The organism is Burkholderia sp. Ac-20349, from assembly GCF_017104865.1.
GTDB lineage: Bacteria > Pseudomonadota > Gammaproteobacteria > Burkholderiales > Burkholderiaceae > Burkholderia > Burkholderia aenigmatica.
On record NZ_JAAGPM010000027.1, the window covers coordinates 14467 to 35296 of the forward strand.

Annotated in this window: 19 protein-coding genes; 9 read left to right on the plus strand and 10 right to left on the minus strand. The window is 67.4% G+C overall.

Annotated features, from left to right (window positions below; genetic code table 11):
* Window positions 1–6: 6 nt before the first annotated feature.
* Window positions 7–816 carry a hypothetical protein gene (locus tag G3N61_RS12205; protein WP_205822502.1) on the minus strand — a complete coding sequence of 270 codons (810 nt, stop codon included), beginning with the start codon at window positions 814–816 and terminating at the stop codon, window positions 7–9.
* A 556-nt stretch (window positions 817–1372) separates the two neighbouring features.
* Here G3N61_RS12205 and G3N61_RS12210 point away from each other — a divergent pair.
* Window positions 1373–3328, plus strand: coding sequence for a Xaa-Pro dipeptidyl-peptidase (locus G3N61_RS12210; protein WP_205822503.1), 1956 nt, complete (start codon window positions 1373–1375; stop codon window positions 3326–3328).
* Window positions 3329–3401: 73 nt separating this feature from the next.
* Here G3N61_RS12210 and G3N61_RS40265 read toward each other — a convergent pair whose 3' ends face one another.
* Window positions 3402–5381, minus strand: coding sequence for a hydantoinase/carbamoylase family amidase (locus G3N61_RS40265; RefSeq protein WP_346778568.1), 1980 nt, complete (start codon window positions 5379–5381; stop codon window positions 3402–3404).
* A gap of 319 nt (window positions 5382–5700) precedes the next feature.
* On the opposite strand from G3N61_RS40265, the gene G3N61_RS12225 reads away from it, so the two are divergent.
* Entirely contained in the window at window positions 5701–6069 is a 369-nt protein-coding gene (locus tag G3N61_RS12225; RefSeq protein ID WP_089451953.1) for an NUDIX hydrolase, read from the plus strand.
* Between the two features lie 21 nt (window positions 6070–6090).
* Here G3N61_RS12225 and G3N61_RS12230 read toward each other — a convergent pair whose 3' ends face one another.
* Window positions 6091–7020 carry a 2-hydroxyacid dehydrogenase gene (locus tag G3N61_RS12230; protein WP_205822533.1) on the minus strand — a complete coding sequence of 310 codons (930 nt, stop codon included), beginning with the start codon at window positions 7018–7020 and terminating at the stop codon, window positions 6091–6093.
* A 166-nt stretch (window positions 7021–7186) separates the two neighbouring features.
* Between G3N61_RS12230 and G3N61_RS12235 the strand changes: the two genes are divergently transcribed.
* From G3N61_RS12235 to G3N61_RS12260, 6 genes are all read left to right on the plus strand, one after another.
* Window positions 7187–8110, plus strand: coding sequence for an ABC transporter substrate-binding protein (locus G3N61_RS12235; protein ID WP_043180592.1), 924 nt, complete (start codon window positions 7187–7189; stop codon window positions 8108–8110).
* On the plus strand, window positions 8107–9285 hold the full coding sequence (locus G3N61_RS12240; RefSeq protein ID WP_043180595.1) for an ABC transporter permease: 1179 nt from the start codon (window positions 8107–8109) through the stop codon (window positions 9283–9285). The genes G3N61_RS12235 and G3N61_RS12240 overlap by 4 nt, the downstream gene beginning before the upstream one ends.
* Window positions 9282–10220, plus strand: a complete 939-nt coding sequence (locus G3N61_RS12245; RefSeq protein WP_205822504.1) for an ABC transporter ATP-binding protein — start codon at window positions 9282–9284, stop codon at window positions 10218–10220. The genes G3N61_RS12240 and G3N61_RS12245 overlap by 4 nt, the downstream gene beginning before the upstream one ends.
* Window positions 10217–10984, plus strand: coding sequence for an ABC transporter permease (locus G3N61_RS12250; protein WP_089451950.1), 768 nt, complete (start codon window positions 10217–10219; stop codon window positions 10982–10984). The genes G3N61_RS12245 and G3N61_RS12250 overlap by 4 nt, the downstream gene beginning before the upstream one ends.
* 226 nt (window positions 10985–11210) lie before the next feature.
* Complete coding sequence (locus G3N61_RS12255; RefSeq protein WP_205822505.1) at window positions 11211–11885, plus strand: lytic transglycosylase domain-containing protein; 675 nt, start codon at window positions 11211–11213, stop codon at window positions 11883–11885.
* A gap of 19 nt (window positions 11886–11904) precedes the next feature.
* Entirely contained in the window at window positions 11905–12303 is a 399-nt protein-coding gene (locus G3N61_RS12260; RefSeq protein ID WP_089451949.1) for a lysozyme inhibitor LprI family protein, read from the plus strand.
* A gap of 30 nt (window positions 12304–12333) precedes the next feature.
* On the opposite strand, the gene G3N61_RS12265 is transcribed toward G3N61_RS12260, so the two are convergent.
* Window positions 12334–13209 carry a LysR family transcriptional regulator gene (locus G3N61_RS12265; protein WP_089451948.1) on the minus strand — a complete coding sequence of 292 codons (876 nt, stop codon included), beginning with the start codon at window positions 13207–13209 and terminating at the stop codon, window positions 12334–12336.
* A gap of 172 nt (window positions 13210–13381) precedes the next feature.
* On the opposite strand from G3N61_RS12265, the gene G3N61_RS12270 reads away from it, so the two are divergent.
* Window positions 13382–14455, plus strand: a complete 1074-nt coding sequence (locus G3N61_RS12270) for an alkene reductase (protein ID WP_205822506.1) — start codon at window positions 13382–13384, stop codon at window positions 14453–14455.
* A 73-nt stretch (window positions 14456–14528) separates the two neighbouring features.
* On the opposite strand, the gene G3N61_RS12275 is transcribed toward G3N61_RS12270, so the two are convergent.
* From G3N61_RS12275 to G3N61_RS12300, 6 genes are all read right to left on the minus strand, one after another.
* Window positions 14529–15881, minus strand: a complete 1353-nt coding sequence (locus G3N61_RS12275; RefSeq protein WP_089451946.1) for a HipA domain-containing protein — start codon at window positions 15879–15881, stop codon at window positions 14529–14531.
* Window positions 15881–16204, minus strand: a complete 324-nt coding sequence (locus G3N61_RS12280; RefSeq protein ID WP_089451945.1) for a helix-turn-helix transcriptional regulator — start codon at window positions 16202–16204, stop codon at window positions 15881–15883. The genes G3N61_RS12275 and G3N61_RS12280 overlap by 1 nt, the downstream gene beginning before the upstream one ends.
* Before the next feature lie 243 nt (window positions 16205–16447).
* Window positions 16448–16888: a dihydroneopterin aldolase gene (locus tag G3N61_RS12285; protein ID WP_011354099.1), complete on the minus strand. Its 441-nt coding sequence runs from the start codon at window positions 16886–16888 to the stop codon at window positions 16448–16450.
* Window positions 16885–17517, minus strand: a complete 633-nt coding sequence (locus tag G3N61_RS12290) for a sarcosine oxidase subunit gamma (protein WP_043180612.1) — start codon at window positions 17515–17517, stop codon at window positions 16885–16887. Before G3N61_RS12290 ends, G3N61_RS12285 begins: the two co-directional genes overlap by 4 nt.
* Window positions 17507–20518 carry a sarcosine oxidase subunit alpha family protein gene (locus G3N61_RS12295; protein WP_089451944.1) on the minus strand — a complete coding sequence of 1004 codons (3012 nt, stop codon included), beginning with the start codon at window positions 20516–20518 and terminating at the stop codon, window positions 17507–17509. Before G3N61_RS12295 ends, G3N61_RS12290 begins: the two co-directional genes overlap by 11 nt.
* Window positions 20515–20811: a sarcosine oxidase subunit delta gene (locus G3N61_RS12300; protein ID WP_043180617.1), complete on the minus strand. Its 297-nt coding sequence runs from the start codon at window positions 20809–20811 to the stop codon at window positions 20515–20517. Before G3N61_RS12300 ends, G3N61_RS12295 begins: the two co-directional genes overlap by 4 nt.
* Between the last annotated feature and the right edge of the window lie 19 nt (window positions 20812–20830).

Genomic DNA, 20830 nt, shown 5'->3' on the forward strand with positions numbered 1-20830 from the left:
GCGTCGTTATGCGATCTCGTGGAAACCGATGCTGTTGCGGCCGTTCAGGATGTCCTCGAACGCAGCCTCCAAGCCGACGTCGATCAGGCCCGCGCGCCTGCCGTAGGTCTTCTGCCCCGCATCGTCGACGAAGATCGCCGCGCCCGACGACAGCTGGCGATCGGTATCCAGCAGCGCGAGCGTGCCGCGCGCGCTGCCGGCCGACTGCTCGAACGTCAACGGCGTGCCGTCCTGCGTGGTGAAATGCCCGCCGGCCTCTTCGATCTTCTGGTTGCGCGCGACGGACGTATTGATCTCCTTCATGAAGAGGAAGTCCGCGTCGGCGCGCTGGCTGGCCACCTTGCGATCGTCGTCCGTGAACGTCTCGCCCACCGAGGCCGCGCCCTGCTCGGCAAAGTCGACGGCCTGCTGGTGAAATTCGCGCGTCGCGAGCACGAGGCCCGCGTTCGCGTTCAGCGTCGACTCCACCCACGCGCGATCGCTTTCCTTCATCGTCTTCGACACGACCTCGATCCGGCCGTTGCCGGTCTTGAAATCGAACTGCGCGTCGGCCAGATCGGGGCGCTTCGCGATGATCTCGTGCAGGCTCGTCGCGAGCTGGCTGGTGACGCCGCGCAGCTTCGTCGACAGGTCGCCCAGCATCGACATCTGCTTCATGCGCGCCGCGTGCATCGCGTCCTGATCCAGCGCCCGGATGGTGATCGGCGCGTCCTGCTGCCCGGACGCCGCGTCCGTCTGCGGGCGCCCGTCGAGCGCCGCTTGCTGCGCCATCTGCACGAGCGAAAGGCCGCTCGCTGCCGTGACTGAAGTCGTCATGCCCTCTCTCTCCTTTCAATCCGTTTTTTACCGTTTACGGAAAGATTTCCCGGAAATTTAGACCGGTCTCACGTCGATCGCTGGGCGCGCGCTAAAACTTTGTTTGACTCAAACTAAAAAAGTTTGACACCAAGATTTCACTGAGATAAGTTTGGCGCAAGCTTCCGGAAAGCATTCCGGCCAGCCCCGCCGACTCGCGTCGCGCTTTCCTGCCGTTGCAGCACCGCCGTTCGCAACATCCCCGCCTCATCGCATCGTGCCGTTCCGTTTCGTCTGAAACCTGAAGGAAGATCGGGCATGCCCGCATTTGATTCGCACTCCTGCATTCATTTCGCGCCGCCGGCCCCGCATCGACCGGGCGGCACGAATCAGCCGCCGCGCTGACGCTTTCCGGTCGGGGCGATGCAGTCGCCTCGACACCGGCCGTGACACCCGGGCATCACGCCCGGCGCTTTCGAAGGTGCCGTTCCGTTTCATCCGATGCAGCACCCGGTCGGGCCGCAGGGGGCATATCGCGGGCCGTCCGGTTCCAGACAATCACAACAAGAGGTCGACAATGGACATTCATCGAACCGGATTGCGTCGCGCGTGGCTTCCCGCGCTCGTTGCAGCCACGACGCTCGCCGCGTGCGGCGGCGACGACGGCGGCAGCGTGGCGGGCGTTTCCGCACTCGCACAGGGCCAACAGGAGGGGGCCGCCGCATCGGCGGCCGACAAGCAGTCGCTCGCATCGCGCATCTCGCCGTCCGGCGTCCCGTACGCCAATCCGGCCAGCGGCGGCCGCTACCGGCCCGTGATCGCGAACGGCCAGGTGCAGCCGTCGCTGTCGGGCGGCACGATCGAGGAGAACGCGTGGGTCGACACGCCGGTCGATTCCGACGGCGACGGCACGCGCGACCGCATTCACGTGCGCATCGTGCGCCCCACCGAAACCGCGAACGGCGCGCGTACGCCTGTCATCGTGCTCGCGAGCCCGTACTACGCGGGCCTCGCCGACAGCCCCGACCACAACGTCGACGTCGAACTCGACGGCACGCCGCATCCGGCCGCCACCGCGGCCACGGCAGCGACCGGCGCCTCCGCACGGATCATGGCCGCCGCGCCGCAGGTTCGGATGCTGCAGCAGGTCGAAGCCGCCGCCGCCGGACGCTCGTGGATCGAGGGCTACTTCATCCCGCGCGGCTTCACGATCGTCTACGCGGATTCGCTCGGCACCGCCGGCTCGGACGGCTGCCCGACGATCCTCACGCGCGACGAATCGGTCGCTATGGCATCGGTGATCCGCTGGCTCGGCCGCGACGCAACCGCGAAGGACGCGAACGGCAAGACGGTCGTCGCGAACTGGTCGACGGGCCACGTCGGCATGTACGGCGTGTCGTACGACGGCACGCTGCCGAAGATGGTCGCGAGCCTGCGCACGCGCGGGCTCGACGCGATCGTGCCGGTCGCCGGGCTGACGAACATGTACGGCTACTACCGCTCGGGCGGGCTCGTGCGCGCGCCGGAAGGCTATCAGGGCGAAGACGTCGACGTGTACATCAAGGCGCTGCTGACGAACGCGCATCCGGAGCGCTGCACGCACCTGATCGACGAAGCATTGCAGCAGGAAGACCGCAAGACCGGCGACTATTCGCCGTTCTGGGCCGCGCGCGACATCCCGACCGCGTACGCGGTCGCGCCGGCGCTCGTCGCGCAGGGGCTGACCGACGACAACGTGCGCGTCGACCAGTCGACGGCGTGGCATCTCGCGATGCGGCGCCAGGGCGTGCCGACGCAGCTGTGGCTGCATCGCCTGAAGCACACCGACCCGACCCGCGTGCCGGCGATGGCCGATGCGTGGACCGCGGAAGTGAACCGCTGGTTCACGCGCTACCTGATCGGTTTCGACAACGGTGTCGAACGCGATCCGCGCGCGGTGATCGAGCAGGCGGACGGCACGTTGCTGAAGGAAGCGGACTGGGCCGCACGCCGCGCCACGCCGGTCACGTATTTCGCGGGCGGCGACGGCGCGGGCACCGGCACGCTGTTGCGGCTGCCGAGCGGCGGCCCGCTCGCGCGCTTCACCGACGATGCGCGCATTACCGCGCTCACGCTGGCGAACGCGCCGACGGGCGAGAACCGCAGCCGGTTCGAAACCGCGCCGCTCACGGCCGCGACACGCCTGTCGGGTTCCGCGACCGCACGCGTCAGGCTGACCTTCACGGCGGTGGCCAACGTGACGGCCCTGCTGGTCGATCGCGCGCCGGACGGTACGGCCACGATCGTCACGCGTGCGTGGACCGATCCGCGCAACCGGTACTCCGAGTGGCGCTCGGAGCCCGTGCTGCCCGGGATGCCGTACGACCTGAAGCTGACCTTCATGCCGCGTGACTACAAGCTGGAAGCCGGCCACCGGCTGGGGCTCGTCGTCCTGTCGAGCGACAACGAGGCCACGCTGCGGCCGACGCCGGGCACGGGCCTGACGCTCGATCCGGCCGGCACGTCGGTGACGGTGCCGCTGGTGTCGTCCTGACCTGAAGCGGGCGATGCGCGTGCGGTCGGGAACGGCCGCACGCGCGCGATACCGCGTTGCATACCACCGGTCGTCAGCCGGCCTGCTTCACGGGCAGCGGCATCTCGTCGTCCTGTGAGCCCGCCGGCTGCGATGTCGCGTATTCGCTGAGATACGTCGTACGCCGCCCGCTGGCGACACCCCAGCGATAGAACGCAAGCGCAACGATCACCACCGCGACCAGGTCCCATCCGTCCGGAATGATCCCGTACCCGCCAAACTCCCGCCCGCCGAACCGCGACAGCAGCGCCATGACCGGCAGGTAAGCCACCATCCACCAGGCCGAACGCAATTCCGCGCGGAAATCGGCCCAGCCGCTCTTCGACTGGTAATACAGGTAGACCGGCAGCGCCACGACGATCAGCAGGATGATTTGCCCCGTCAACGGCCAGCACGCCCAGTACAGCACCAGCGACGCGCAGACGAACGCAAACGGCGCGACGATCGGCATGCATGCGATTCGCAGCGGCCGCGGCAGATCGGCCGCATGCCGTCGCAGGGCCATCACGCTGACCGGGCCGGTCAGAAACGAAATGACCGTCGCGACCGAAATCACCGCGGCCAGCGTGCCCCAACCGCGAAAGAAGAACATGAACACGAACGACACGCCGAGGTTGAACCACATCGCCGCGCGCGGCACGCCATAAACGGGATGCAGCGTGCCGAACAGCTTCGGCATCGTCCGGTTGCGCTCCATCGCGTAGATCATGCGCGCGGTGGTTGCCGTGTTCATCGCCGCGGGCGCGATGCGCGCGATCATTTGCGCGTCGTGGCCGGCACCCGATGTCATGCGCCGGTTCGAGAATCCCATCCGCGTGGCCGACGCCTCGATTTCCGCGGCCAGCCCCGCGTCGAACACGACCGGTTCGAACCGGACCAGACGTTCGGTCGTGATCCTGACACCCTCTTCCGCCGACACCTTGTCGAGATAGTCGGCCAGGCGCTGCTCCGCGTCCTGCAGGCGCAGCTCGTCCGGATCGCGAAGGTCCACGGTGAACACGGCCTTGCGCGGAATCACGTTGATGACGTTCGGCTCGATGCGCAACATGCCGATCGTCGCGAGCGTCGTGCCGCTCGCCACCGCCAGCTCGCGCAGGAAGGTCGCGATCGCCGCCGCGGCCCAGCCGGCGTCATGCCGCAGATGCGTTGGCGTCGTGCCGGCGTGGTTCGCATTCCCCTGCACGGTGATCTGCTGCCATGAAATGCCCTGCAGGCTTTCGACCACGCCGATGCGAATCTGCTCGGCCTCGAGGATCGGCCCCTGTTCGATGTGCAGTTCGAGATATTCGTGCGGCACGATCGCGCCGGGCTCGAGATCGCCCGCATAGCCGATCCGCGCGAGTTCGTCGCCCAGGCGCGTGCCGTCGATGCCGATCGTATCCAGCGCCGCGTCGACCGGCATGCCGCCGGCATGGACGAGCGAACCCATCATGTCCGGCTGGTACCGGATGCCCTCTTCGTTGGTAAAGGCGCCGATCGTGATCGAGCGGCGCGGCTTGAGCCCGGCGTCGCGAAACGCACGCACGACGGCGAGGCCGGCCAGCACGCCATAGCACCCGTCGAGTGCGCCGGCGTTTTTCACGGTGTCGATATGGGAGCCCATCATCAGCGGGCGCTCGTTGCCGCCGTCGGTTGCCGAGCGCAACGTGCCGAAGATGTTGCCGATGCGGTCGATCCGGACGTCGAGATCCAGCTCGCGCATCCATGCGACGACGAGATCGCGCCCGGCCCGCTCGTCGTCCGTCAGCGCGATACGGGTCCGGCCGCCTATCTCGGGATCGGCGCCGACTTCGCCAAGCCGTCTCAATTGGTCGAGGAGAAGCGCTCCATCCAGCTCGAGCGCGGGCAGCGGTACGACAGGGGTATTCATCGATCGTCTCCATGTGCAGCACGCATCCGGCCAGTCGCCGGACTTGATGGAGTGAAATGTTATTTCAGGTGAATCGATATTTCGGCTCTGAATTGGCCGTCTGGACGCAACTTTTTTTCGTCTTCGCGCGCCGGTTCCGTACAAATACGTGCCGACTCAGGCTCGATGCAGGGAAGCGGTCGGATCTGCCGCACGCGCCGCCGTCACAGCGGCACGAGCACCGGCTGCGCCGCGACATGCCGTGGCGCGTCGTCAAGAAACTGCCGCACCGTCGGACGCCTGATCCGGCCGGTACGTCGTTGACGGTGCCGCTGGCCTCATCATCCACCGATGCGCACGCGCACGCCGGCGTCCCGCGTCACGGTACGGCCTCCCCCGCCTGCGCGCCAGCCGGCGCCGGCTCGCTGCACGAAGGGAACACCTGCGATAGGCTGCGAACGTCGAACGCCAACGGTGACCCCCCATGATCCCCATCAGCGCCAAAGCCATCGTCCGCGACGGCCGCTCGGTCCTGTTCCTGCGCAATCCGCGCGACGAATGGGAGTTGCCGGGCGGCTGGCCCGAAGCAGGCGAATCGCTCGAAGAAACCGTCACGCGCGAAGTGCAGGAGGAGTGCGGAATCGTCGCTTCGACGATCCGCTACGTGGCGAGCCGTTCGTGCGAGGTCGTGCCAGGCAAGCGCGTACTCATCGTGTGCTTCCAGTGCCAGGTCGATCGTCATGAAATCGTCCTGAGCGACGAGCACAACCAGTTCGGCTGGATCGACCTCGATGCCGACAAGCCGGCGAACCTGCCGGCGTTCTATTGGGAATTCTGCAAGCAGGCGACCTGATTCGCGCCTGCTGCCTTGCCCTCACACCGGCGTAAGTACCGGCTGCCCCGCGAAGTGCCGCTCGGCGTTGTCGATGAACTGCCGCACCGAACGATCGAGCGCCTCGGGCGACCAGCCGCCCATGTGCGGTGTCAGCACGACGCTGTCGAGATCCGTCAGCGCGCGCGGCGGCTCGGGCTCGCCTTCGTACACGTCGAGCCCCGCGCCCGCGATGCGCCCGTCGCGCAACGCCTCCGCCAAAGCAGCGGTATCGACAACGCTGCCACGTGACACATTGACGACGAACCCGCCGGGGCCGAGTGCATCGAGCACCGCGCGATCGATCAGGTGCCGCGTGCCCGCGCCGCCCGGCGTTGCGACGATCAGGAAATCGGCCCACTGCGCGAGCGCGTCGACGCGGTCGAAATAGCGGTAGGGGACGTCTTTCACCGACCGGTTGTGATAACCGATCTCGATGTCGAAGCCGGCCGCGCGGCGCGCGCACTTCTCGCCGATCTTGCCGAGCCCGACGATGCCGAGCTTCTTGCCCGACACGTTCGGCGGCATCGCCAGTCCGTCGCGCCACACGCCCGCACGGGTTTTCGCATCGAGCTGCACGACATTGCGCACGGCCGCGAGCAGCAGCGCGAACGCATGATCGGCGACGCAATCGTCGTTGGTGCCGGCGCCCGTGACCACGGCAATGCCGCGCGCCTTGGCATGCGCAACATCGATGTGCTCGTAGCCGGCGCCGAGTGCGCTGACGAACGTGAGTTGCGGAAGACGATCGATCTCGGCGGCAGTGAGCCCCGTGCTGCCGTTGGTCAGCACCGCGCGTATCGTGTCGCCGTGTTCGGCGATCGCGCGTTCGCGTGCTTCGGATGTCGGGGCGTAGCGCACGTCGAACGACGCGGCGATCTCGCGATGCGCGTCGCCGCGCAAGGCGATCAGAACCAGCAACTCGGGCTTCATGTCAGGAAGTGTCTGCAAGGCGGGAACGGATTTCAGTGTAACAAGCCTGCAACACGGATGCGGGTTATCCCCACACGGGCTGTGGGCACGCCGCCGCACGCGGTTTGCCAAAGCCGGCTCAGTCAAGTAACTTTCGGCGTACGCCCTCGCCCTGGAGATTGGCCCGATGAAGCTCGCCCTGCCCGCCCGGATCCTGGGCCTCGCGCTCGCCGCTACCCTCGTCGCGCCCGGCGCGCATGCCGACACGCCCGTCGTGGTGTCGTCGAAGATCGACACCGAAGGCAACCTGCTCGGCAACCTCATCGCGCAGGTGCTGAAGGCGCACGGCATCCCCGTCACCGAAAAGATCGCGCTCGGCACCACGCCGATCGTGCGCAAGGCGCTCACGAGCGGCGAGATCGACATCTACCCCGAATACACCGGCAACGCCGCGTTCTTCTTCAACAAGGCCGACGATCCGCTGTGGAAGAACGCAAGCCAGGGCTATGACACCGCGAAGCAACTCGACTACGCGGCGAACCATCTCGTCTGGCTCACCCCGGCACCCGCGAACAACACGTGGGGCGTCGCCGTGCTCGCGCCCGTCGCGCAGTCGCAGCACCTGAAGACCTTCTCCGATTTCGGCAAGTGGGTCGCCGGCGGCGGCAAGGTGAAGCTCGCGGCGTCGGCCGAATTCGTGAACAGCGCGTCGGCGCTGCCGTCGTTCGAGAAGGCATACGGCTTCAAGCTGAAGCCCGACCAGCTCGTCGTGCTGTCCGGCGGCGACACGGCCGCGACCATCAAGGCCGCCGCGAACCAGACCGACGGCGTGAATGCCGCGATGGTCTACGGCACCGACGGCGGGATCTCGTCGAGCGGCCTCGCGGTGCTCGACGACGACAAGCACGTGCAGCCCGTCTACGCCCCCGCGCCGGTGATCCGCGAAGCCGTGCTGAAAGCGCATCCGCAGATCGCCGACTACCTGAAGCCCGTATTCGCGAGCCTCGACCTGAAGACGCTGCAGACGCTGAACGCGCGCATCCAGATCAACGGCGAACCGGCCGCCGGCGTCGCGAAGAGCTACCTGAAATCGAAGGGCTTCGTTAAATGACCGGTCGCGCGGCAGCGTCCGCGCGGCGCATCACGGCGGACAAGGTCGGCATCCTGATCGGCATCCTGACGATCGTCGCCGTGCTCGGCCTGCCGTTCGCGGTGCTGCGGCCGAACCGCATCGCGGCCGGCACCGACCTGTCGGTGTTCGCCGCGCTGCCGGCCCCGCAGGCAGCCGCGCTCGCGACGCTGTGGATCGTCGGCGCGCTGTGGGCGATGACGGCGAGCCGCCCCACGTGGCGGCTCGCGGCCGGCTGCGCGTGGCTCGCGACGCTCGCGTACGCAGTCGGCGCGGCCGCGACGCACGTCGTCGCACCTGACGACATGCTCGCCCGCGTGTCGCCCTCCTCCGGCGTCTGGCTGCTGCTGTTCGCGTGGGCCGTGTTCGTCGCGGACGCGCTCGCACGGCTCGCATTCGGCCCGTGGCGGCGCCTCGCCGCGCTCGTCGTTGCAATAGCAGCGATTTCGGTGCCGCTCGCGAGCGGCTGGTGGGATGGCCTCTCGGTGATGCGCGAATACGCGGTGCGCAGCGACGATTTCTGGCGGGAGGCGATCCGGCACGTGTCGCTCGCGGGCGGCTCGGTCGCTGCCGCACTCATCGCGGGCGTGCCGCTCGGCATCGCGTGCGCGCGCATCGCGGCCGTGCGTACCGTCGCGATGCCCGTGCTCAACATCGTGCAGACGATCCCCAGCATCGCGATGTACGGGCTGATGATGGCGCCGCTCGGGCTGCTCGCCGCACGCGTGCCGCTCGCGGCCGCGCTCGGCATCCGCGGCATCGGCGTCGCGCCGGCCGTGCTCGCGCTGTTCCTGTATTCGCTGCTGCCGATCGCGTCGAGCGTCGTGGTCGGGCTCGGGCAAGTGCCGCCGCACGTGACCGAAGCGGCGCGCGCGATGGGCATGACGCGCACGCAGCGGCTGCTGCGTGTCGATCTCGTGCTCGCGCTGCCGGTGATCCTGAGCGGCGTGCGCATCGTGCTCGTGCAGAACATCGGGCTGACCGCGGTCGCCGCGCTGATCGGCGGCGGCGGCTTCGGCACCTTCATTTTCCAGGGGATCGGGCAATCGGCCGCCGATCTCGTGCTGCTCGGCGCGATCCCGACGATCGCGCTCGCGCTGGTGGCGGCCGTCATGTTCGAAGCCGCGACCACGCTCGCGAAAGGGCGTGCAGGATGATCGAGATCGAACGGGCCGGCAAACGCTTCGGCGACATCGTCGCCGTCGACGACGTGTCGCTGACGATGAAGCGCGGCACGATCACCGCGCTCGTCGGCGCATCGGGCAGCGGCAAGTCGACGCTGCTGCGCATGATCAACCGGCTGATCGCGCCCACCAGCGGCACGATCCGCATCGACGGCGTCGATACGGCCACCGTTGCGCCCGAGCAGCTGCGGCGCGGCATCGGCTATGCGATCCAGGGGCACGGGCTGTTTCCGCACTGGAGCGTCGCGCGCAACATCGCGACCGTGCCGCGCCTGCTCGGCTGGCCCGCCGATCGCATCGACGCGCGCGTGAACGAATTGCTCGACCTGTTCCATCTCGCACCGGCCGAGTTCGCGGACAAGCTGCCGCACGAACTGTCGGGCGGCCAGCAGCAGCGCGTCGGCGTCGCGCGCGCGCTCGCGGCCGAGCCCGCGATGCTGCTGATGGACGAGCCGTTCGGCGCGCTCGATCCGATCATCCGCGGCAAGGCGCAGGACGACCTGTTCGCGCTGCAGCGCCGCCTCGGCATCACGGTCGTGATCGTCACGCACGATATCGAGGAAGCGCTGAAGCTCGGCGACACGATCGCGGTGATGGACGGCGGCCGGCTCTTGCAGGTCGCTTCGCCGGCCGAGATTCTCGGCAAGCCGGCAGCCGGCGTCGTCGAGCAGCTCGTCGCGGGCGTCGACCGGCCGCTGCGCCTGCTCGCGCTGACGCCGATCGACTTGGTGGCCGAAGCCGGTCATGCCGACGGCGAACCGATCGCCGCGACGCGCACGCTGCGCGATGCGGTGTCGGAGCTGCTGTGGCGCGGTGTCGATGTGCTGCCAGTGGAAGATGGCAACGGCCACAACACGCGCCGCATCACGCTCGATGCGATCCGCGCGCACGCCAGGAAGCCCGCATGACGACGCGCAGCAGCGTGCAGCCCAAGCGGTCGGCGCTTCTTGCGACTGTCGCACGCGCCGCCGCGCTCGCGCTGCTGCTCGTGCTGCTGTTGCGCCCCGCATGGCTGCAAGGATGGTTCGCGCCGTTCGCGGACAACGGCGCACCGGTCATCTACGATCGCGCGAGCCTGCTCGACCTCACGCTCGCGCATCTCGGCACGGTCGCGTTGTCGAGCGTGATCGGCACGATCGTCGCGGTCGCGGCCGGCATCGCAGTCACGCGGCCGTGGGGCGCGGATTTCCTGCCGGTCGCGCGCAGCGTCGTCGACATCGGCCAGACCTTCCCGCCCGTCGCGGTGCTCGCGCTCGCGGTGCCGGCCGTCGGCTTCGGATTGAAGCCCGTGCTGATCGCGCTCGTGCTGTATGGCCTGCTGCCCGTGTTCGAAAGCACGATCGCCGGGCTCGAGGACGTGCCGCGCGACGTCGTCGACGCCGCGCGCGGGATGGGCATGAGCGGCTGGCAGCAACTCGTGTCGGTCGAACTGCCGCTCGCGTTTCCGGTGATCGTCAACGGGGTCCGGCTCGCGGTCGTGATCAATCTCGGCACCGCGACGATCGGCTCGACGGTCGCCGCGCGCGGGCTCGGCGACGTCATCATCGCGGGGCTGCAGACGTCGAACACCGCGTTCGTGCTGCAGGGCGGCGTGATCGTCGGGCTGCTCGCGGTGCTCGTCAGCGATGCGATCGGCGCGCTTGCACGGGTAGCGGCCGCCCGGCGCACGTAATGCGCGTGGGGACACATCCTGTCACGCACAGGTACCTGTAAAAACGACCGAAACGCCACGCCTGGCGACGTTCATCCGGACTCCGATGCGTGTCCGCGCAACGATCGGCTCGCGGCCCGACGCGAGTCGACACAAGCCTACATGCCGCTTTCATTCGAGCCAGCCTTCGACCACCTGCGGCAATTGGCCGATATACTAGGCGCCTTCCCATTCCCCGCACTCCACCATGCGACGGTTTCTCTGGCTGATCGTGCTTTCGCTCGGCATTGCGCAACAGGCATCGGCGCAGCAGGCGCCCGCACTGCCTGCGTTCGCGCCCGAAGCGGCCGCATCGGCACCGACCGTTGCATCCGCACCGCTCGCCGACGCCAACGATCAGCCGAACGAAGCAAACCGCCGCATCACGTCCTACCTGACGAAGAAATTCGGCGTCGCGCGGGAACGCGCCGCGAAGCTCGCCGATATCGTGAGCGTCACTGCGACGAAATATTCGCTGCCGCCCGCACTCGTTTACGCCATCATTTCGATCGAATCGCGCTTCCAGGAAAAGGCGCGCGGCCAGCATGGCGCGACCGGGCTGATGCAGGTCGTGCCGACCGCGCACCGCGGCCTGGTGCGCAACGTGAAGGACCTGACCGAACCGAACGCGAACGTCGAAGTCGGCTCCGCAATTCTGTCGGGCTACGTGAGGGCGGCCGGTGGCGATGTGCGGGCCGGACTGAGGAGCTACAGCGGCGGTTCGAACGCGTATGCAGCGAAGGTGATGCAGCGGGTCGATGCGTTCCGCTTCGTGCTCGAACCGGACGACGACGCGAAAGCCGCGAACCCCGCGAGCGATGCGAAGGCCCGCATGGTGCCGGTCAGCGAGAAGTCGAGCCCGACGTCGGTCCGCAGCAACTAGTCCCCTTCGTTCGACACGCATGCGCCACGCCTCCCGCTTCCTTGCCGTCGCCGCGCTGGCGATCGGCCACACCGCCGCGTTCGCGGCCGTCGATTGCGAGAAGCATGGCCCGACGATGAACAACGTGTGGATCTGCATACTCGACCAGAACAATCAGGCCGTCGAGCACGCGTACCGGTCGCTCGAGCGCAAGCTCAAGCAGCGCAACCCCGATGCCGCCAGCGCGCTCGCGAAATCGCAGGCAAGCTGGACCCGCTTCGCCGACGACACCTGCGACTACGTGAAAGCCGCCAATCCGCAGCAGACGATCCCGGAAGACGCGCGGATGAGCTGCTGGGTCGATTTCAGCCAGGCACGCGTGCGCATCCTGAAGAAATGGGAAGCGCAGCTGGACGCGCCGCAACCGGCGCAGCAGTGATCGACGGAAGGATGCCCGCGCAACCTCCCGTCACGCCTGCGCGAAACGCTCCCGCAGAAACTCGATGAAATGCTGCGTCTTCGCGGGCAGCAGCCGCGTTTCGGTCATCGCGTAGACCGGCAGCGGCTCGCCTTCCCAGGCGGGCATCACGCGGCGCAGCCGGCCGGCGGCCAGATCGTCCGCGACGATCGCCTCCGCCAGCACGATGATGCCCGCATCGAGCGTAGCCAGGCGCCGCAGCATGCCGACGCTGTTCGCCCCGAAGCGGCTGCTCACCGGTACCGCAACGGAACGCGTGCCGTCGTGCAGCGTCCATGATCCGCTCCGCTGCAGGCCGAGGCACGCGTGCCGGGTGAGGTCTTCCGGCGCTTGCGGCTCGCCGGCACGCGCGAGATAGCCGGGCGACGCATACAGATAATTCCGGAGCGTCGCGAGCCGCCGCGCGATCAGTTGCGAATCCTCGGATGGCCCCATGCGGATCGCCACGTCGAACGGCTCGCTCACCAGATCGACGCGCCGCGACGTCAGTTCGAAATCGAAGGTCAGTTTCGGGTAGCGGTTCGCGAATTCGACGACCAGCGGCGCCAGGATGACCACCGCGAAATCGACCGGAAACGATGCGCGCAGCACCCCGGTCGGCTCCGCCAGCAGCCCGCCGAGCTGCTCGTGCGCAAGCCGCGCCTCGTCGACGATGCGCTTGCAGCGCTCGAAGTAAAGCTGGCCGGCCTCCGTCAGCTCGATCCGGCGCGTCGTGCGATGCAGCAGCCGCAGCCCGATCGCCTTCTCCAGCGCGCCGATCCGCCGCGACAGCGTCGAGTTCGGCATCCCCAGCGTCTCGGCCGCGCTGCGAAAGCCCTTCGCCTTCACGACTTCGACGAACAGCGCCATGTCGTTCAGCAGTTCCATGCTTACTGCTCCATCAATGGATCAATGTTATCCAGATTACCTGGTTTATCCCGAAAAGGAAGCAATGGATGATGACTGCGTGGAGGCGAGGTCGGCACACCCGTGCGCGGCCGGCGCCCGAGGCGGCACCGACCCGGCGCCGTCATCCCGAATCTCGAGGAGCTGACGCATCATGAGCCAACTGTTCACCCCGGTCCGCGTGGGCCGATATACGCTGGAAAACCGCCTGGTCATGGCGCCGATGACCCGCAGCCGCGCCGCCTTTGACGGCACGCCCGGCGAGCTGGCCGCCGAATACTATGCGCAGCGCGCGGACCTCGGCCTGATCGTCACCGAAGGCACGCAGCCGTCGGACGACGGGCAGGGCTACCTGACGACGCCCGGCATCTATACCGACGCGCACGTCGCCGGCTGGAAGGCGGTCAGCGACCGCGTGCACGCACGCGGCGGCCGGCTGTTCATCCAGCTGATGCACGCGGGGCGCATGTCGCATCCCGACAATACGCCGCATCACCGCCAGGCCGTCGCGCCGTCGGCGATCGCGCCGGGCGCGGGCATGTTCACGATGAAGGGTATGCAGGACATCCCGGCGCCGCGCGCGCTGACGACCGCCGAAGTGCGCGACACCGTGAACGACTTCCGCTTCGCCGCGCGCCGCGCGATCGAGGCCGGCGCCGACGGCGTCGAGATCCACGGCGCGAACGCGTATCTGGTCCAGCAGTTCTTCGCGCCGAGCGCGAACCTCCGCACGGACGCCTACGGCGGTTCGATCGAAAACCGCGCGCGCTTCGCGATCGAGGTCGCCACGGCGATCGCCGACGAAATCGGCGCGGACCGCACCGCCATCCGCCTGTCGCCGGGCAACACGATGTGGGGGATCGACGAAGGCGAGCAAGGGCCGGACCTGTATCGCTACCTGGCCGCGCAGCTCGACCCGCTCGGTCTCGCGTACCTGCACGTGATGCATCACGGCGACGAAGCGTTGCTGGCCGACCTGCGTGCACGCTGGAACGGCACGCTGATCCTGAACCGCCCGGGCCGCACGCGCGACGCGATCGGCACGGACGTGACGTCGGAGCTGGCCGACCTCGAAGCGTACGGGCAGATGGTGCTGGCGAATCCGGATTTCGTGACGCGACTGAAGACGGGGGCGCCGATGAACGACGCGCAGCGCGAAACGTTCTTCGGCGGCGATGCGCGCGGGTATGTCGACTATCCGGCGCTGGGTGGGGTAGCTGCGGCTTGACGCTTAGGCTGAGGGTGATCGTTGCAGCGCGCCGCATTGCGTGTTGCGACGATCGCCCGTGGAACACCCGATTTCAAAGCAGATCGACGTTCACCCTGGACACCATAGGCGCAATACGCAATACACGATCGGCCTGAGCACACACGTACTCCGAAATATTGCCGACCCATCCACGTTCGTCGCCCGCGTAAACGTCGGACGCCGCCAATTCAGGCGCGAGCTTCCTCGCCAGACTCGCCATTTTCGACATTTCGCGCGCAACGAACGCCGGCCGGATTTGGGCGCGGTGCGCAAAATCCGCGAGCGCGAACGCGGTCAATTCCTCGGTGCAAAACACATCCCCATAGGCCATCGCCATATCCTGGACGTACGCGTCGCCATACACGTTGACGCAAACGAGGTCGTAAAGCGGCGCCGGAGCAAGCCCGCCGCTGCTGACGAAGAACGAGATGTTCTTGCCATGCGCGTCGCTGTTGCCGATCAGCAGTTGCAGCAGGGCCCAGCGCAGCATGGCCGTGCGCGCGGCCGCGGGGGTCTCGAGACACGGCGTCAGCGAGAACAGCTTCTCGAAGCTCACGCCTTCGCGAATAGTGCGCACGTCCGCATTGTTGCCGAGGTTGCGTTCGTACTTGAGCGTCGCCGGCAAGTCCAATGCCTGGCATCCGTCGATGACATGAAGGCGCCGCACCGCACTGACGCGCGTCGGATCGTCCGGCTCGGTCGTCACGATCCGGTCGAAGCGCTCGATGAGCAGAATGGGTTCCGGGATGCGGCGAATCTCGACGGGCGCCACTGGCAGCCCCATGCGCGCGGCCAGCGTCATGCAGAAATGCTCGTTGGCGACCATGAACGGCGCATGCGGATTGCCCGACTCCGGCTTCAGAATGTGCGTGCTGCTGAGCGCCCCTTCGACGAGTGCAAATTGCGCCCCCTCGACCAGCACCTGCAACTTGTCCTGATGGCCGGCAATCGACAGACGGACCTGACCGTCCCACACCGGAAACGGGATCGCGTCGCGCTTGCGAATGCGGTCGGTCAGCTCCTCCGCGGATATCACGCGACGTTCGGACTCGGCAACTTCCGGTGCCTGCGCATCATCGGCGTCGTCCGGCAGGAAACTCAACGCGCCGACCGGCTCCTTGCCGAGCATCCGGATCAGGCCGAACACGTTGTCCTTCGAAAGCTGGTACATCGCCGCGGCCACTTCGAGCGCACGCCCCTCGGGCAACAGATTGCCGATGAAGCGCTGCACCGCTCCCACGGGAAGCGAACTGCCGTCGAGCGGAATGCACGGCGACAACGCGAACGCATCGGCGCGCGCCTGCCACGTCGGGTCATAGGAAAAACCGTAGTCATCCTGACGGGCATCGTAAGTCAGTTGCCCGACGGGCGAACCGTTGGTCGAGATGCGCAGGCGATGAACCATCACGCGCCCTCCCGCGCCCCCGCCGGAACGGTCGGCTCAGCCAATTCATGCAACGCCTTGCGAGCCACGGGCACTTCGCGTTTCGGTACGACGAGCAAATTGAGCCCCAGACCGTCGAGTACCTTGAACAGCTTGTCGAGGCTCACCGCCCGGCCGTTTTCGAGCCGCGACAGCACGTCCTTGGAGACGCCGAGCATATCGGCCGCGTCATCGATCCGCATCTGGTTCTGCGCCCGCCGGTTGCGGACGAGCGCGCCCAACGCCGCGAGATCCTGTGCAAGCGGGTCGGGTGATGCAATCGGGCGGGGTAAGGTGCGGGCCATAATTCCGGGATACCAGGAACAAAACGCCGTCGAACGCAAATCGACGGCATTGTTACGAGAATATCGGAATTATAGGCTTGAATGCCGGGGATGGCGAATTGTTCTCATATTTCAGGAACAAATGGCGATGCACTCATGGTCGATACATTATTCGCATATTTCAGGAACTATACAGACCAACACGTGCCACGCCGGCGGCCGACCGGCATCGTTTCGACACCCGCGTCGACCGTCTCCGTCACATCAAAACTGCCCCGCCGCCCCCGTCCACCGCAAATAATCGCCGCGCGTCCAGTCGAGCGACACGCCGACGCGCTTCGTACCGGGCCGGATCTTCGGCTTGTACACCGACAGCGTCAACGACTCCAGCGCCGGCCATTCACGGAACGACAGCACCGCGATATCGGCGACGAGTGTTTCGAGCAACCGCGTATGCGGCTTGTGCGACAGGAACGCGGCAAGGCGCGCGCAATAGCCGTCGTAATCGATCCACTCGCCCTGCTCGCTCGGCTCGCACCGATAGCCGAGCCGCGCATCGATCACGATCGGTTGCGGCGCTTCATGCTCGTGCGCATGAATGCCGATCCGCGCGGGCACCTTCAGTTCGTCGACGAACACGCTCCAGCCGCGCCCGCGCAGGCGCGGCGCGTCGATCGCCACGAACGGTTCGTCGAACGGCTTCATGATGCGAGCGGCGCGGCCGCGTCGAGCATGATGCGCACGAAGTAGTCGGCGAAGCTGCGACGCAGGACGATCTCGAACGCATCGTCACCGGTCGGGATCAGCACGATCGACGACTTGAAGTAGTGCGACTGCGCGCACTGGCCCGGCTTGAATGCGCGCGGATGGAGATCGAGCGGGCAGCCGCGTGCGAGCACGTCGCGCACGCGTTCGCCGCTGATTTCGACAACCGTGTAGCCGCTGCCGACGTCGACGGCCGCCGCATACGAACCCTGCACGGCCTCCGCAAGCTGCGCCTCCAGCACGCCGGCCTGCACCGGCCCGTTCGAGCGCACGAGCCATTCGTCCGGGCCGAGCCACAGCACGTCGTACTCGGCGCCGCGCGCGACCGTGTTCGGCGCTGCCGGCGGCCGGCAGCCGACCACGCGCTCGAACGCGCTCACGAACGCCGGATCGCTCAACTCGCCACGCACGTTGACGAGATCGAGGAACGGCCGCTCGCGCAACGTGAACTTCTTCGAGGCGCGCGCCTGGTGCGGTTTCAGCACGTCGGCCGCGCCGACGAACGGCGATTCAAGCGTCACGCCGCCCGCGCCCGCCACCTGCGTCTGGTTTCTGGTTTCATTCCACATGCTGACGCACCCCTTCGGTATCGTAGAAAACCGGGCTCGAGATCTTCGCGGTGATGCGCTTGCCGTTGGCCAGCGGAATCACGACGCTCTCGCCCATCTTGTTCAGGCCGCCCTTCACCACCGCGAGCGCGATCGAGCGCTTCAGGATCGGGCTGTAGTAGCTCGACGTCACGTGGCCGATCATCGGCGTCGGATCGACCGCCGACACCTGCGTGTCCTTCGCGACGATCTGCGCGCCTTCCGGCAGCACGAGCTGCTCGTCCTCGGTCAAGAGGCCGACGAACTGCTTGCGGCCTTCCTTCGCGGTATCCGAGCGCGTGAGCGAACGCTTGCCGAGGAAGTCCTTCGACTTCGCGACGAGCCCGCCCATCCCGAGGTCGTACGGCGTGATCGAGCCGTCGGTATCCTGGCCGACGATGATGTAGCCCTTCTCCGCGCGCAGCACGTGCATCGTCTCGGTGCCGTACGGCGTGATGTCGAACTCGGCACCGGCCGCCATCAGCGCTTCCCACACCGCGCGGCCCGCGTTCGCCGGCACGTTCACTTCATAGGCGAGCTCGCCCGAGAAGCTGATCCGCATCACGCGCGCCTTCGCGCCCGCGACGGTGCCGTTCCGGTAGCTCATGAACGGGAACGCTTCGTTGCCGAAGTCGATGTCCTGGCACACCTTCTGCACGACCTTGCGGCTCTTCGGGCCGACCACCGCGAACGTCGCCCAGTGGTCGGTGACCGACGACAGCCGCACCTTCATGTCGGGCCATTCGGTCTGCAGCCAGCGTTCGAGCCACGTGAGCACGCGCGCCGCGCCGCCCGTCGTGGTCGTCATCATGAAATGCTGGTCGGCGAGGCGCACCGTCACGCCGTCGTCGAACACCATCCCGTTCTCGTCGAGCATCAGCCCGTAGCGGCACTTGCCCACTTCGAGCTTGTTCCACGGGTTCGTGTACATCCAGTTCAGCAGCTTCACGGCATCCGGGCCCTGGATGTCGATCTTGCCGAGCGTCGATGCGTCGAGGATGCCGACGCTGTTGCGCACCGCCAGGCATTCGCGCTTCACGGCCGCATGGAGATCCTCGCCGTTCTTCGGGAAGTACCACGGCCGCTTCCAGTTGCCGACGTCCTCGAACAGTGCGCCGTGCTCGACGTGCCACTCGTGCACGCAGGTCTTGCGGATCGGATCGAGGAAATCGCCGAGCTCGCGGCCCGCGAACGTGCCGAACGACACGGGCGTGTAGTTCGGGCGGAACGTCGTCGTGCCCGTTTCCGGAATCGTCTTGCCGAGCGCACCCGCGAGGATCGCCATCCCGTTGATGTTGCCGAGCTTGCCCTGGTCGGTGCCGAAGCCCATCGCCGTATAGCGCTTCACGTGCTCGACCGACTCGAAGCCTTCGCGTGCGGCCAGCAGGATGTCCGCGGCCGACACGTCGTTCTGGAAGTCGACGAACTGCTTCGGCCCGCGCGCCGCGGCTTCGCGGCTGCCGACCAGCCACAGCGGCTGCAGTGCGCCTTCGACGGCTTCCGCGACCTGCGGCGCGACCGCGCGCTGCGCAGCCGCGAAGCCCGCCGCCTTCGCGGCTTCCACGCCCGCATCGACCGCGAGTCGCAGCGCGCGCGCCAGGCCGAATTCGCCGGCTGCGGCACCAATGCTCGCTTCCGCCTGCACGGGCTTGCCCGGCAGGAAGCAGGCCTTCTCGTCGTTCCAGCAGGCCTTGCCGCCCGACTGCGCGAACAGGTGCAGCACCGGGCTGAAGCCCCCCGACATCGCGACGAGGTCGCACGGCAGCGTCTGCAGCTTGCCGCCCACCTGGCCGTTCGAGAGCGACGCGACGTCGACCGACGATACGCGCCACTTGCCCGATGCGCCCGTCACGACCGCGCCGCTCATCACCGTCACGCCCTGCCGCTTCGCAGCGGCCGGCAGCGCACCGTTCGACGACGCGCGCGAATCGACGACCGTCACCTTCGCGCCGCACGCCTTCAGGTCGAGCGCGGTCTGGTAGGCGCGATCGTTGTTCGTGAACACGACCGCGTTGCGGCCCGGCAGCACGCCGAAGCGATGCACGTAGGTGGACACCGCGCCGGCGAGCATCACACCCGGCAGGTCGTTGTTGCCGAACACGATCGGCCGCTCGTGCGCGCCGGTCGCGAGGATCACGCGCTTCGCGCGGACCTTCCACAGCAGCTCGCGCGTACCCTTGCGCATCGACACCGGCAGGTGATCGGTCAGGCGCTGCGTGACCGTCACGAGGTTGTGGTCCTGGTAACCGAACGCGGTGCTGCGCGACAGGATCGTCACGTCGGGCAGCTTGCGCAGCTCGGCCTCGATCTTCTCGACCCACTGCAGCGCGGGCTTCGCGTCGATCTCGGCGCGGCACGACAGCAGGCTGCCGCCGAGTTCGCGCTGGTCGTCGACGAGGATCACGCGTGCGCCGGCCGTGGCGGCCGCATGCGCGGCGGCGAGGCCCGACGGGCCCCCGCCGACGACGAGCACGTCGCAGTGCGCGTAGCACTTGTCGTAGCGATCGGCGTCGAGCGCTTCCGGCGCCTTGCCGAGACCGGCTGCCTCACGGATCTTCTCTTCGTACTTCGGCCACATGTTGCGCGGCCACATGAAGGTCTTGTAGTAGAAGCCGGCCGGCAGGAAGCGCGACAGCTTCTGGTTGATCGCGTACTTGTCGTTCTCGAGCGTCGGCTCCGCGTTCACGCTGGACGCGACGAGCCCCTGGTACAGCTCGATCTCGGTCGCGCGCGCGTTCGGCACCGTGTACGGGCCCGATTCGAGCTGCACGACGGCGTTCGGTTCCGCGACGTCGGCCGTCACGATCCCGCGCGGACGGTGGTACTTGAAGCTGCGCGCGACGAAGTGCACGCCGTTCGCGAGCAGCGCGGACGCGAGCGTGTCGCCCTGGAAGCCTTGATACGTGCGGCCGTTGAACGTGAACGTCAACGGAATCGCGCGATTGATGCGGCCACCGGTGCCGAGGCGGTCTTTCTGGCTCATTTGCTCGTGCCCTCTTCGTGTGCGTTGCCGGCAGCTTCGCCGAACTTTTCGTAGCCCTTGATATCGTAGGTCACCGTGTCGCGCGTGGCCTTGAACCAGCGGCGGCAGCCCTGCGCGTGCAGCCACTGCTCCTTGTGCAGCCCGCGCTTGTTCTCGCGCATGAACACGTACTCGCCCCATTCGCGGTCGGTCATGTTCTCGTTCGCAACCGGGCGCACGATGTCGGCTTCACCGCCGCACGAGAACTCGGATTCGGCGCGCGGCCCGCACCACGGACATTCGATCAGCAACATGTTTCCTTCTCCTTCAGTG